This is a genomic window from Bacillus sp. CHD6a (assembly GCF_001293645.1).
GTDB lineage: Bacteria > Bacillota > Bacilli > Bacillales > Bacillaceae_I > Sutcliffiella_A.
In genome coordinates this window covers 39,551-54,355 of the sequence record NZ_LBMD01000003.1, presented here as the reverse complement: position 1 = coordinate 54,355, position 14,805 = coordinate 39,551, and the positions used below count along the sequence as shown (strand labels likewise).

The 14,805-nt window shown below is 41.1% G+C and carries 9 protein-coding genes; all 9 read left to right on the top strand.

The window, feature by feature from the left end; genetic code table 11:
• Positions 1-251: 251 nt before the first annotated feature.
• Positions 252-2,762 carry a preprotein translocase subunit SecA gene (secA, locus tag AAV98_RS04890; protein ID WP_060664449.1) on the top strand — a complete coding sequence of 837 codons (2,511 nt, stop codon included), beginning with the start codon at positions 252-254 and terminating at the stop codon, positions 2,760-2,762.
• Positions 2,763-3,263: 501 nt separating this feature from the next.
• Positions 3,264-4,362, top strand: a protein-coding gene (prfB, locus tag AAV98_RS04885) for a peptide chain release factor 2 (protein WP_148987459.1) whose coding sequence is annotated in 2 segments (ribosomal slippage) — positions 3,264-3,335 and positions 3,337-4,362 — 1,098 coding nt in all. Because the reading frame shifts where the segments join, the coding sequence is not laid out codon by codon here.
• 236 nt (positions 4,363-4,598) lie between these two features.
• Positions 4,599-5,468 (top strand): YitT family protein, encoded by an 870-nt coding sequence (locus tag AAV98_RS04880; RefSeq protein ID WP_060664448.1) that lies wholly within the window; start codon positions 4,599-4,601, stop codon positions 5,466-5,468.
• A 60-nt stretch (positions 5,469-5,528) separates the two neighbouring features.
• A complete protein-coding gene (gene cccB / locus AAV98_RS04875) occupies positions 5,529-5,861 on the top strand; it encodes a cytochrome c551 (protein ID WP_060664447.1) in 333 nt (110 codons plus the stop codon).
• Between the two features lie 236 nt (positions 5,862-6,097).
• Positions 6,098-8,509: a S8 family serine peptidase gene (locus AAV98_RS04870; RefSeq protein WP_082380792.1), complete on the top strand. Its 2,412-nt coding sequence runs from the start codon at positions 6,098-6,100 to the stop codon at positions 8,507-8,509.
• Positions 8,510-8,774: 265 nt separating this feature from the next.
• Complete coding sequence (locus AAV98_RS04865) at positions 8,775-11,195, top strand: S8 family serine peptidase (protein ID WP_442853672.1); 2,421 nt, start codon at positions 8,775-8,777, stop codon at positions 11,193-11,195.
• A 394-nt stretch (positions 11,196-11,589) separates the two neighbouring features.
• On the top strand, positions 11,590-12,276 hold the full coding sequence (gene ftsE, locus AAV98_RS04860) for a cell division ATP-binding protein FtsE (RefSeq protein WP_060664445.1): 687 nt from the start codon (positions 11,590-11,592) through the stop codon (positions 12,274-12,276).
• A complete protein-coding gene (ftsX, locus tag AAV98_RS04855) occupies positions 12,266-13,159 on the top strand; it encodes a permease-like cell division protein FtsX (protein ID WP_060664444.1) in 894 nt (297 codons plus the stop codon). The genes ftsE and ftsX overlap by 11 nt, the downstream gene beginning before the upstream one ends.
• Positions 13,160-13,264: 105 nt before the next feature.
• Positions 13,265-14,608 carry a murein hydrolase activator EnvC family protein gene (locus AAV98_RS04850; RefSeq protein WP_060664443.1) on the top strand — a complete coding sequence of 448 codons (1,344 nt, stop codon included), beginning with the start codon at positions 13,265-13,267 and terminating at the stop codon, positions 14,606-14,608.
• The last annotated feature ends 197 nt before the right edge of the window (positions 14,609-14,805 follow it).

Sequence of the window (14,805 nt, the reverse complement as noted above, 5' to 3'; positions counted from 1 at the left end):
TAAATTTGAGGCCCTCACTGGAGGGTCTCTTTTGTTTAGAATTAATATAGTAAACGCTGTCGTAATTTCTCGGGAAATGTTGAAAGTAATGTATTTCATAATTTTTTTCATGTAATACATTACAAATTTCATAGAAATGTTGCTCCATCTAAGGTATATATTGTAATGCATTTCTTGTACCCACCCCCAATAAGTGTTAAAATTTATATATTATTTAGGCTATAAGACTATAGTTACAGAGGAGCGTTTGTATGCTTGGTTTATTGAATAAAGTGTTTGATATGAATAAGCGTCAATTAAAGCGTCTGGAGAAGATGGCAGATCAGATAGATTCCCTAAGTGCCGATGTGGCAAGGCTTACGGATGACCAGTTAAAAGATAAAACGGCTGAATTCCAAAGTCGTTATCAAAAAGGTGAGAAGCTCGAGGACATGCTGGTAGAAGCCTTCGCGATTGTTCGTGAGGCGTCCAAGCGCGTACTCGGACTTTATCCTTATAAAGTGCAGCTAATGGGTGGTGTTTCCTTGCATGAAGGAAACATTTCCGAGATGAAAACAGGGGAAGGTAAAACGTTAACGGCAACCATGCCTGTTTACCTGAACGCAATTACTGGAAAAGGTGTGCACGTTGTAACAGTCAATGAATACTTGGCAAGTCGTGACGCGACGGAAATGGGTCAGCTGTATGAGTTCCTAGGTCTTACTGTCGGATTGAACCTGAACGGACTGTCCCGTGATGAAAAAATCGAAGCGTACAAAGCGGATATCACATACGGTACAAACAATGAGTTCGGATTTGATTATTTGCGTGACAACATGGTGTTGTATAAAGAGCAAATGGTACAGCGTCCTCTTCATTTTGCCGTAATCGATGAGGTTGACTCCATTTTAATCGATGAAGCGCGTACGCCATTGATTATTTCTGGTAGTGCTCAAAAGTCTGCAGCATTGTACATTCAAGCAAACGCGTTTGCGCGTACATTGGTGAAAGATGTCGATTACACATATGATGTGAAAACAAAGGGCGTTCAGTTAACAGAGGACGGAATTACAAAGGCAGAGAAAGCGTTCGGGATCGAGAATCTCTTTGATATCGCTAATGTTACCTTGAACCATCATATCAATCAGGCATTGAAGGCACATGTAACGATGCATCATGATGTGGATTATGTGGTGCAAGAGGGCGAAGTTGTCATCGTTGACCAATTCACTGGTCGTTTGATGAAAGGCCGCCGCTATTCAGATGGACTTCACCAAGCTATTGAGGCAAAAGAGGGCTTGGATATCCAAAACGAAAGCATGACACTTGCGACAGTTACATTCCAGAACTACTTCCGTATGTACGAAAAGCTTGCCGGTATGACTGGTACAGCGAAAACAGAGGAAGAGGAGTTCCGAAATATCTATAATATGAGCGTTATTGCGATTCCGACGAACAAGGACATTGTACGTGATGACCGTGCCGACCTTATTTTCAAATCGATTGAAGGCAAGTTCAATGCGGTGGCAGATGATATCGCAGAGCGTCATAGAAATGGACAACCTGTGCTAGTTGGTACGGTTGCCATAGAAACGTCTGAAGTTATTTCTAAACTTTTAACGAAGCGCGGAATCAAGCATGATGTATTGAATGCGAAAAATCATGCCCGTGAGGCGGATATCATCCTTGGTGCTGGTCAAAAAGGCTCCGTTACGATCGCAACGAACATGGCCGGTCGTGGTACGGACATCAAACTAGGCGAAGGTGTGAAAGAGGTTGGCGGTCTTGCTGTTATCGGTACAGAGCGCCATGAATCCCGTCGTATTGATAACCAGCTTCGTGGACGTTCTGGGCGTCAAGGAGACCCTGGTGTGACGCAATTCTACCTTTCCATGGAAGATGAATTGATGCGCCGCTTTGGTTCTGACAACATGAAAACGATGATGGAGCGTTTGGGTATGGATGATACGCAGCCAATCCAAAGTAAAATGGTATCCCGTGCAGTGGAATCTGCTCAAAAACGTGTAGAAGGTAACAACTTTGATGCTCGTAAACAGCTTCTGCAATATGATGATGTTCTTCGTCAGCAGCGTGAAGTAATATACAAACAGCGTTTTGAAGTGTTGGATTCTGAGAATTTACGAGAAGTGGTAGAAAGAATGCTTGTTTCTGCGATTGAGCGTCAAGTAGGCCTTTATACGCCAAAAGAAGAAGTTCCAGAGGATTGGAACCTGCAAGGAATCGTGGACTATGTAGATGCAAACCTTTTAGAGGAAGGTGCAGTTACATTAAACGATCTTCGTGGTAAAGAGCCGGAAGAAATGTCTGAGCTAATCATCGAGAAAGTGAAAGCTCGCTATGATGAAAAAGAGCAGGAGCTTACTGCAGAACAAATGCGTGAGTTTGAGAAAGTTATCGTTCTTCGTGCGGTGGACAGCAAGTGGATGGATCACATTGATGCGATGGATCAATTGCGTCAAGGTATTCACCTACGTGCATACGGTCAGATTGATCCGCTTCGTGAGTATCAGTTCGAAGGATTTGCTATGTTTGAAAACATGATTGCTTCCATTGAAGAAGATGTAGCCAAGTATGTCATGAAGGCGCAAATCCGTAACAACCTGCAACGTGAAGAAGTGGCAAAAGGCCAGGCAGTTGTTCCAAAAGAGGGCGGCGGAGAGCCTCCAAAGAAAAAACCAGTAAAAAAAGTAATGGACGTTGGCCGCAATGATGCTTGCATCTGCGGAAGCGGAAAGAAATATAAAAACTGCTGCGGGAAGTAATGGCAGTATTGGACAGAGTGGGGCTTATTGAGCCTCACTTTTTCCATGTTTTAAGCGCACCTGGATTTCTTGTGAAATAGCTATTTTTAAACCAACGTTTGAATAAGTAAAAATGGAAATGCAGGAATCCCAGCGGGTCCAGCTGTTTGATTAGGAATTAACTATTGAAATTACTATTGCAGAATAGGGTACAATATGGAAACATTTTTAGTGTTTTACTACTCTAAAATAGCTATTTTTAAACCAACGTTTGAATAATCAAATTTAGGTAATGAGGGATCCCAATGGGTCTAGCGGTCCTGGTTCAGATTAACTTTTGAAAAAACTATTTTGGCAAAGGAAATATTTGCGTTAGCCGGCTTTCATCGCTCCATCTTTTGCACACATTTGCTCAGGTACTTTTTTATTTGAGTGAAATACGATAATATAGACTATTAGTTGCCCTGTTCGTTTAATAAGGGTTAAAATCCGTGTTAGTGAAAATTTTATGAGGTGAAATAAATGGAATTAGTAGAGATTCGTCAAGAGTTAGAAAAAATGGCTAAGCGATTAGTTGAGTTTAGGGGGTCTCTTTGACTTAGAGGCCAAAGAACGTCGTATTGCCGAACTTGATAACGAGATGTCCAACCCGGAATTCTGGAACAACCAGAGTGCGGCGCAGGTCGTCATCAACGAAGCAAATGCATTAAAAGAACCTGTTGGGCAATTTCATGAGCTGAGTGAGAACTATGAAAACCTGCAACTGACATATGAATTGGTGAAAGAAGAGCCGGATGCGGAGCTGCAAGCCGAGCTAGGCAGTGAAGTGAAAGCTGTAGCTGAAGATTTTAATAAATTTGAACTTCAATTATTGTTGAGCGGTGAGCATGACAAGAACAATGCCATTCTGGAACTTCACCCAGGTGCTGGTGGTACCGAGTCACAGGACTGGGGCTCCCTGCTCTTACGTATGTACACGCGTTGGGCAGAGCGTAAAGGCTTTAAGGTGGAGACACTTGATTACCTGCCAGGAGACGAAGCGGGAATTAAGAGTGTGACACTACTTATTAAAGGTCACAATGCGTATGGATATTTGAAAGCAGAAAAAGGGGTACACCGTCTGGTAAGAATCTCACCGTTCGATTCTTCTGGTCGCCGTCACACAAGCTTTGTTTCTTGTGAGGTTATGCCGGAGTTTGATGATAACATTGAGATTGATATTCGTACAGAAGATTTGAAGATTGATACGTACCGTGCAAGTGGAGCGGGAGGACAGCATATCAATACGACAGACTCTGCGGTTCGTATTACCCATATCCCAACCAATGTGGTTGTAACGTGTCAAACTGAGCGTTCTCAGATCAAAAACCGTGAGCGTGCGATGAAAATGTTGCAAGCTAAGCTTTATCAGAAAAAGTTGGATGAGCAACAGGCGGAACTGGATGAAATCCGTGGCGAGCAGAAGGATATCGGCTGGGGTTCCCAGATTCGTTCTTATGTGTTCCATCCATACTCCATGGTAAAAGACCACCGTACAAACACGGAGGTCGGCAATACACAGGCGGTCATGGACGGAGATCTAGATCCGTTTATTGATGCTTACTTGAGATCGAAACTTTAAAAGATTATGGTAGCACCTCTGGCCTCTCATGGCTGGGGGTGTTTTTATGTGCCTCTAAAATAGCCGGAAAGTATAGTGTGAAAACTTAAGGTTAATCTAAAGGAAATGTATGCAGTTTGGAAATGCAACCCTATTAACGCTTTACCACGTTATACCAATGCCATTTACACCCTTATAATCGCGTGCTATACTCTTGCTCGTTGTGTGTATTTTAGAAAGATTTGGGGGGCTTAACGTTGAGTCGTAAAAATAGAAATGGGTATCAAGTGAATCCCGTGTATCAGCGGGTGAAAGAATATACATATGTGGTGTTGGGGTCTGCGATTGTGGCATTGGCGTTCAACTTGTTCTTGCTGCCAAATCAGGTTGCTTCCGGCGGAGTAAGTGGAATCAGTACCATATTAAAAGCGCTCTTGGACTGGGAACCGGGAATTGTGCAGCTTTGCTTTAACATCCCGCTCTTTTTAGCAGGCGTGCTTCTTCTTGGAAAGCAATTTGGTCTTAAAACATTAGTGGGAACCATTACACTGCCGTTGATTGTACTTTGGACCAGTAATGTTGCTCCTGCCACACAAGATCCGTTACTTGGATCATTGTTTGGAGGGATAGGTGTCGGACTTGGGCTTGGGCTAGTTTTCCGTGGTCGTGCTTCCACCGGTGGAACAGACCTTGCCGCACAGATCATCCATAAATATACGGGACTGACACTTGGTGCTTGTGTAGCAATGATTGACGGCCTTATTGTTATTTCAGCAGCAATAGTATTCGATTTAGAGCTTGGGATGTATGCTCTTATTGGGCTTTTCGTTACTTCTAAAACCATTGACTTCGTTCAAGTGGGCTTAGGGTATTCCAAAATGGCCATCATTATCACTAAGAAGGAAGAGGAAGTCAAGGGTGCCATTCTTACAAAAATAGACCGTGGTGTGACAAAGCTTGCAGCTTATGGGGGATACACGGAAACCGAGTTGCCTGTATTAATGTGTGTGGTAGACCAGACGGAATTCACAAAATTGAAACAAGTGGTACGAACCATTGATCCTTCTGCCTTTGTGGTCGTAACCAATGCTTCTGAAGTGTTAGGTGAGGGTTTTAAAAGAGAGTAAATAGGTTATAATAAAAGCAATCCTGGTAATTATTACATCTCAAAATTGGGGGACCTACCTATGAAAAAGTATTTTATGGCATTTGTTCTGGGATCTTCACTTTTAACGCTTGCTGCATGTGGCGGCGGTGACGAGGAGCAAGAAACATCCGGTGGTGGAGAATTCACGATGGTGGAAAATGAAGAGGCGCAGCAATTGTATCAAAGCTGTATCGGCTGTCATGGAAACAACATGGAAGGGAAGAGCGGTCCGAACCTCCAAAAAGTAGGAAGCAAGTACAGTCAAGAAGAAATTGAAAGCATCATTAATAACGGACAAGGAAACATGCCTGCAGGTCTTGTACCAGAAGAGGATGCAACTGTCTTAGCTGAATGGTTAGCGCAGCACAAATAAGAACGAACAGAACTCTCCTGGAAATGGGGGGTTCTTTTTTATGTAGCGTTGTTCCTAATAAAGAAATAATTTGTTCTTAATATTGAAATAGACAAAATTACAATCTATAATAAAGATTGTGTAGTGTGTGAATGGACAAGTTGCGAGGAGGGGATTGGTCAAAAATAACTGAAATTTCTTAAAATAAAACTTAGGGGAGAGATTTTATTTTGATAAGAAACTGGCGTTCATTATGTATGGTTTTCGCAGCGGTAGTCCTAATTCTAAGTACGTTTACTTTTAGTGCGCAAGCAAATGGTAACCAACCTACTCAAGAAGTTCAGCAGCTTGCTAAATATTTTGGAGATGTTAAGGAAATCAAGTCTAGCAAGGTTACGACTGTCATCGTTGAGCTTGAAGAGCCTTCTATGTTAGAAGCAAAAGAAAAAGGGAAAAATCAAACGAAAAACAAATTAAAGAAAGCTCGAAATGCTGTTAAAGCAGAAGTAGGGAAAAAAGCGAAATCTGGTAAGGTTAACCAAGAATACGATCATGTATTTTCTGGTTTCTCTTTAGAGGTAAAAGGTTCAGAGATTCCAAATCTATTAACGATTCCGGGTGTTAAAGCTGTGTATCCAAATGTGGAATATACCGCTACGACATTAGAAGAAATCATTATAGAAAAAGATGCATATTCTCCACAAATGATGCATTCGGCTCCGTTTATCGGTTCTGATACTGCATGGGAGATGGGGTACACTGGAGAAGGTGTGACAGTTGCTATCATTGACACCGGTGTAGACTATACTCATCCGGATCTTGTACACGCATTTGGCGACTACAAAGGATGGGACTTTGTTGATAACGATAATGACCCACAAGAAACTCCTGAAGGTGACCCGCGTGGTGAATCCACTGCTCACGGTACACACGTAGCTGGTACGGTAGCTGCTAACGGTTTAATTAAGGGAGTTGCACCTGATGCGACATTGCTTGGATATCGTGTATTAGGCCCTGGTGGTAGCGGTTCTACAGAGAACGTAGTTGCTGCAATTGAGCGCGCTGTTCTCGATGGAGCAGACGTTATGAACCTATCACTCGGAAACTCTTTAAATAGTGCCGATTGGGCTACTTCGATTGCATTAGACCATGCAATGGCTGATGGTGTGGTAGCTGTTACTTCTAACGGAAATGCTGGTCCTAAAAACTGGACAGTAGGTTCTCCGGGAACTTCTCGTGAAGCGATTTCTGTAGGTGCGACGATGCTTCCTTACAATGTATACACTGCAGAAACTACTTCATCTGATGGTGTTTCTTACAGCTCTTCACAAGTTCAAGGTTTCCCTTCCGATGATGCTTTATTAGCATTAAACGGAAATGAATATGAACTAGTTGACGTTGGGTTCGGTGCTCCAGCTGATTTTGCAGGAAAAGATTTAACTGGTAAGATTGCATTAATTAGTCGTGGAGCGGGAATTCCTTTTGTGGATAAAGCTACAGAAGCTGCTAAAGCTGGAGCAGTAGGAGCTATTATCTACAATAACACAACAGGAGTTATGCCTTTAATTCCTGGTATGGCTGTACCAACTATTATGCTTACACAAGCGGATGGACAAGCGCTTTTAGCAAAAGCGAATGATGTGAAAGTAAGCTTTAACATCGAGTTTGCAGGAGTAGTAGGAGAAACGATAGCTGACTTCTCTTCCAGAGGTCCAGTTATAGATACTTGGATGATTAAACCTGACGTGTCTGCACCAGGTGTGAACATTACTAGTACAATTCCTACTCATAATCCAGAGGAACCTCATGGATATGCAGCATATCAAGGGACTAGCATGGCATCTCCACACGTAGCAGGAGCAGCAGCGGTTCTACTTCAAGCTAATCCAGACTGGGGTGTATATGATGTGAAAGCAGCATTAATGAACACTTCTGAAAAACTAATCGACCCTAAAACAGGTAAGGTATATCCTCATAATACACAGGGGACAGGAAGCATTAGAGTAGTAGACGCACTTGAGGCTAAATCACTTGTGACACCAGGAACCTATTCTTTTGGATTTTTTGAGAAGAAAGCTGGACAGCAAGTAGAACGCCAGCAGTTCTCTATTAAGAACATTGCTAATAAAGCCCAAAAATACTCTGTAAAATTTGAATTGAATAAAGAGGTATCAAGTGATCTTCGTGTCGTAACAAGTTCTAGTGTTAAAGTTAACCCTGGAGCTACTCAAGCAGTGAATGTAAGTGTGGCCATTAATACAAAAGATATGGCTGCTGGTTATTATGAAGGTAACCTCGTGATTACTTCTGATAGTGGAGATGTGACAAATGTTCCTACTATCCTGTTCGTAGATGAGCCGGATTATCCGCCTATGACGGACTTAGGGGTAACGGCATTAGGAAATAATCAGTTCGAAGCATATGCATACTTGCCGGGTGGAGCTGACGAATTCTGGATGCAAATTTATGTATCTGATGCTAATGGAACGTTCCCAGGAAGTTTTGTTGGTGTTGCTTTGTATGAAACTAATTTAACAAAAAAAGGCTATATATATCGAGACTTTGATGGTAATGTTTTAACAAAAGGTTACTATCGAGTAGTAATGGTTGCAAAAAAAGGTGACAGAACTTCTGCATATCTAGCTTCAGAGTTAGTAGAAATCAAATAATAAGTCATTTGAATCAAACCCATCTATACTCCTAGGAGATTAGATGGGTTTTTCTTTAGGGATATATTGTAAAAAACATAGTAATAAATAACTAAATTGTCGAAATTGTTCGTTTAATATAACAAATTATATTGAAAATTAAGATTTTTAAAAATATAATGTGGATTGTAAGGATTTTGGACAAACGTAAGTAATTGGTACTTAAGTATTTGTCTTGAATCTTTTACATAAGTCGAAAGATATAACAAAAGGGGAGTGGGATGATTTGAAGCAGAAGTTATTTTCAGCATTTATGCCTTTGTTGGTTCTCGTACTTGTTTTTAGTACATTTGCCACAAATGGTGTTTCTGCTAACACAGGGAAAGAAAACCTGGAGTTAGCAACCTTACAAGGAGAATTTGATTTATCGTCTTCCAAAGCAGTTAAGGTTATTGTTGAGTTAAAAGAAGAATCAATTATTGAAGCGAAGCACAAAGGTAAGAAACAGTCAAAGCAGAATTTGAAAAGTGCTCGTGATAAAGTAAAAAAAGAAGTGGCAGATCGCACTTCTAAAAGTAAAGTGGAACGTGAGTATGACTATGTATTCTCTGGGTTCTCTCTAGAGATTAAAGCAAACGAGATTCCTAGCTTACTAGCTACTCCGGGTGTAAAAGCGGTATATCCTAACGTGGAGTATACTACAACCGAAGAATTAGTTCCTGCAGAAGCTTATAGTCCGGCAATGGCTGATTCTGCACCATATATTGGATCAAATGAAGCTTGGGATCTCGGTTACACAGGCGAAGGTGTAACGGTGGCTGTTATTGATACGGGAGTGGATTACACTCATCCTGATCTAGCACCTAACTTTGATGAGTACCTTGGTTGGGACTTTGTAGATAACGATGCTGATCCACAAGAAACACCAAAGGGTGACCCTCGTGGAGCGGAAACAACTCACGGTACTCACGTTGCAGGAACAGTTGCAGCGAACGGAACTATTAAAGGTGTAGCTCCTGACGCTACATTACTTGCATACCGTGTGCTTGGTCCTGGTGGAAGCGGGTCCACTGAAAACGTAGTAGCAGCTATTGAACGCGCAGTTCAAGATGGTGCAGATGTTATGAACCTATCTTTAGGTAACTCTTTGAACGCGCCTGACTGGGCGACTTCCATAGCATTAGATCAAGCGATGGCTGACGGAGTAGTAGCAGTAACATCAAATGGGAACGCTGGACCAAACAACTGGACAGTTGGTTCTCCGGGAACTTCCCGTGAAGCAATTTCTGTAGGAGCTACTCAGCTTCCTTACAATGTTTACAACAGTTCTATTTTTACAAGTGAAGGTGTTACTTATCCAACATCTAAAGTGATGGGCTTCTCATCTGATGAAGCATTAACTGCTTTAAATGGACAAACTTTGGAATTTGTAGATGCTGGATTGGGTACACCAGCTGACTTTGAAAATATTGATGTGGAAGGAAAGATTGCTCTTATTAGTCGTGGAGCTATAGCTTTTGTAGAAAAAGCAAATGCAGCAAAAGCAGCAGGTGCTGTAGGGGCAATTATCTACAATAATGTAGCAGGGGAAATCCCTTTCTACATTCCTGGAATGGCTGTACCAACAATAAAGCTAGATAATGTTGATGGTGCGAAAATACTTCAAGAATTAGCAAATGGAAACAATGAAGTGACGTTAGGAATTGAATTTGCAGAAACAATTGGTGAAACAATGGCTGGCTTCTCATCACGTGGTCCTGTAGTAGATACATGGATGATTAAGCCGGATGTATCTGCACCAGGTGTGGACATTGTAAGTACGGTACCAACACATAATCCTGAAGACCCACATGGATATGGTTCCAAGCAAGGTACGAGTATGGCATCTCCTCACGTAGCAGGTGCGGCTGCAGTCATTTTAGAAGCGAACCCTGAGTGGGGCGTGTATGAAGTGAAATCTGCTTTAATGAACACGGCAGAGAAGTTGATCGACCCAGCGACAGGTGAAGAATATGCACACAACTCACAAGGTGCAGGAAGCATTCGTGTGGTTGATGCTCTTCAAACAGAAACTTTAGTGAATCCAGGTAGCTACTCTTTTGGAGTATTCGACAAGAAGAAAGGCAAGCAAGTAGAACGCCAACAATTTAAGATTCAAAACCTTTCTAAAAAAGCGAAGAAATACAAGATGGAATTCTTATTCAAAAATGAAGTAGGCAAACACGTAAAAGTGAAAACAAGCAAAAATCTTCGTGTAAACCCTGGTAAGACCCAAAAGGTGAATTTAAATGTGAAGGTAAATGCTTCTAAACTTGAACCAGGCTACTACGAAGGACATTTAGTAGTTTCTGAAGGAAACACCGAAATTAAAGTGCCTACTATTTTATTTGTAGGTGAACCGGACTACCCTCGTATTACTCACTTTGGTGTTACACCATTAGGAAACAATGAATTTGAATTCTATTCCTATCTACCAGGTGGAGCGGAAGAATACCAAGTTTGGGTTTACTCTGCTGACCTAAGCACATATCTTGGTGACGCTCTCTTCGATGCAGATTTAGGAAAAGGATACAACTATCATAATTGGAATGGAACATTAGCGGATGGCACCGTTCTAGAACCAGGAAACTACACTGTAGTGGGCTATGCAGCCAAAAAAGGCGAATCCAACTACGTCATCAGTGAAGACCTCCTAACAATCGAATAACAAGAATAACAATAAGGTGTTCCGTGTAACCATATTGAATTCGACAGAACTTTAAAAACACCTTCGGGGGTCTGACCCCCGAAGGTGTTTTTTTCTCTTTTTCCATATAAAACGACAAATATCGTTCGACATATTTCTGTATCAAGGGAATTTATTCCTATATTACCAAGGTTGACTTTAATTTGAAAAGAAACTGTAATAATAAAAACTCTTATTTTGTCGAAATAGATGTTATAATAATAAAGTGAATTTATGCGGGAATTTTAGATAAATATACATATTGCAATTTTGTATACTAGGATTATCGACTGTTCCGCAATTGCTTAAAGAAATATTTCTCTACTATTTAGGGAAATGCAATGTGATTCAAATCTTTGACCCAATAGGTGATTAAATGATTGAAATGCAAGACGTCTTTAAAAAATACCCAAACGGCGTACAAGCTGTGGATGGTATTAATATAAAAATAAAAGCAGGCGAATTTGTCTATGTAGTAGGACCTAGTGGTGCTGGTAAATCCACGTTCATCAAAATGATGTATCGGGAAGAAAAGCCTACAAGCGGTGATATTGTAATAGACGGAGTGAACCTTTCTAAGCTGAAGGAAAGCAAGGTTCCTCTACTTAGGAGAAGCATAGGGGTAGTATTCCAAGACTTCAAACTTTTACCTCAGCTGACTGTATACGAAAATGTAGCATTTGCCTTAGAAGTTATCGAAGAAAGTCCTAAAAACATAAAAAAACGTGTCATGGAAGTACTCGATCTTGTTAAATTGAAGCATAAGGCACGCCACTTACCAAATGAACTTTCAGGTGGAGAGCAACAGCGCATATCCATTGCTCGTTCGATAGTTAATAATCCTAAAGTGATGATTGCCGATGAGCCGACAGGTAACCTTGATCCTGATACATCATGGGAGATTATGAACATCTTTGAAGAAATCAACGAAAAAGGCACGACGATAGTAATGGCAACGCACAACCGTGAGATTGTAAACACCATCAAAAAACGTGTAATTGCAATTGAAAACGGAAAGATAGTGCGTGACCAAGCAGAGGGGGACTACGGTTATGAAGCCTAGAACTCTAATGCGACATTATAAGGAAAGTTTTAAAAGTTTAGCGCGTAACGGTTGGATGACATTTGCTTCTGTTAGTGCCGTGACGGTCACCCTCCTTTTAGTTGGAGTATTCCTGGTATTAATGATGAACTTGAACAATGTAGCATCGGAGATTGAAAGTGATGTAGAAATCAGAGTTCATATCGACCTAACAGCCACCAAAGAAGACCAGGACGTTCTGAGACAACAGATACAGAACTTACGGGAAGTGGAAACAGTCGATTTTTCATCTAAAGAGGAAGAATTGAAAGGTCTGGTAGATAGTTTTGGTGAGGACGGCGGAGCTTTTGAGCTGTTCGAACAAAATAATCCATTATATGATGTATTCATCATTAAGACAGCTACACCACAAGAAACCATTTCAGCAGCCAAGAAAATTGATGAGTTTGAGTTTACACATAAAGTAATTTATGGTGCGGAAACGGTGGAAAGATTATTTAAAGTGTTTGAGATTGCGAGAAACGTTGGACTTGCACTAATCCTTGGATTAGTATTTACAGCAATGTTCCTCATTTCCAACACAATAAAAATCACTATTTTCGCCAGAAGAAAAGAAATCGAAATTATGAAATTGGTTGGAGCAACAAACGGTTTCATCCGTTGGCCATTTTTCCTAGAAGGATTATGGTTAGGAGTCCTCGGTTCCATCGCACCGATTGGCATTCTCCTGACATCCTACTATTATTTAATAGATCTTGTTCAACCAAGAATTCAAGGTACATTTATTCAACTGCTTCCGTTTTACCCATTTGCCTTCCAAGTTATTGGAATCTTAGTAGCGATTGGAGCGTTTATCGGTATGTGGGGAAGCATGATGTCCGTTCGAAAATTCCTACGAGTTTAAGAAATTAGTATAGTATTAATACCCGCTTAGAAAATACAGAAAACCTGATGGGAACAACCAATTTCTTCCTGTCAGGATACATAAGAGTTTAGGGGGAAGTAAGGGATGAGAAGAAAGATTGGTACAATCGCTATTGCTGCAGTCATTGGCTTTTCCGGATTTTTCGCTTCGGGTCTATCCGAAAAAGCATTTGCGAATGAGATGCAACAAAGGCTGAATGATGTAAAAGATCAACAATCGTCAAATGAATCTACAAGAAATGAAAAACAAAGTGAAGTAAATCAGCTTCAGGCGGAGCAGGCTGAAATTAGAGCAGAAGTTGAACGCCTTGATAAAGCAGTAGCAGAAACAAAAAATAAAATCAGTACGAAAAAAGAAGAAATAGATACTACTCGAAAAGAGATTGAAAAACTTAAAGAAGAAATTGAAGTATTAAAAGAACGTATTGCCAAAAGAAATGAGCTTCTAGAAGATCGCGCTCGTTCCTTCCAACAAGGTGGAGGAGCTGTGAACTACTTAGATGTATTATTAGGTGCACAAAGCTTTGGAGATTTTCTTGACCGCGTAGGTGCGGTAGCAACAATTGTTCAAGCCGATCGTGATATTCTACAAGCTCATCAAAAGGATATGCAAGACCTTGAAGCAAAGGAACTGGAAATGCGTGAAAAGCTAGCTTCTTTAGAGCAGCAATTAGTGGATCTGGAAAAAATGGAAGTAGAGTTAAAGGGTCAAATTGCTGAGAAGGACGAGCTACTTGCTGAATTAAAGAAGAAAGAACAAGAAACAATGCATGAAATTCATGAACTTGAAAACGAAGCAGAAGTTCTAGCTTCACAAGAAAAAGCAATCCGTGCTGAAATTAAAGCTGCAGAAGAGCGTGCTAAACGCGAAGCAGAGGAACGTGCAAAACAAGAAGCGGAAAGAAAACGTCTAGAAGAGCAACGTAAGAGAGAACATGAAGCAGCAGTTGCAGCAGCTAAGGCGGCAGGAAAACCTGAGCCAAAGCCTGAGCATGTTTCTTCACCACCGCCACCAGTTTCATCTGGATCTTGGACAAGACCGACAACTGGTAGTGTAACATCCGGCTTCGGGACACGTTGGGGCTCCCAGCATTACGGAATTGATGTTGGTAAAAACGGAAGAAGCGGAAATGTACCTGTCGTAGCAGCAGGAAGCGGCACCGTATTCCAAGCTTACTACTCCAGCTCTTACGGTAATGTAGTTTTCATCACCCACTACATTGATGGTCAAACTTGGACAACTGTCTATGCTCACTTAGAAAGCTTGGGAGTAAGTGCAGGACAATCTGTATCTAAAGGTCAATTCATTGGTAACATGGGGAACACTGGATTCTCAACTGGTCCTCACTTACACTTTGAATTGCACAAAGGATCTTGGAATGGTTCTAAATCCAATGCTGTAAATCCAGCGACTTATATTAATTTTTAATTCCTAACCAACACAATCTCGCTGATTTGTATAAACGGCGAGGTTGTGTTTTTTTCTGCCATCCTTTACTTTTACAGTTTCCTTCACATAATATGCCCATACAACACATATACTTACACTATAAAAGGCATTACACTTCCTGTGTGATGCCTTTTGCTTCAGGAACGAAGGAATTTGGCAAGTGGGACAGGCTTTCA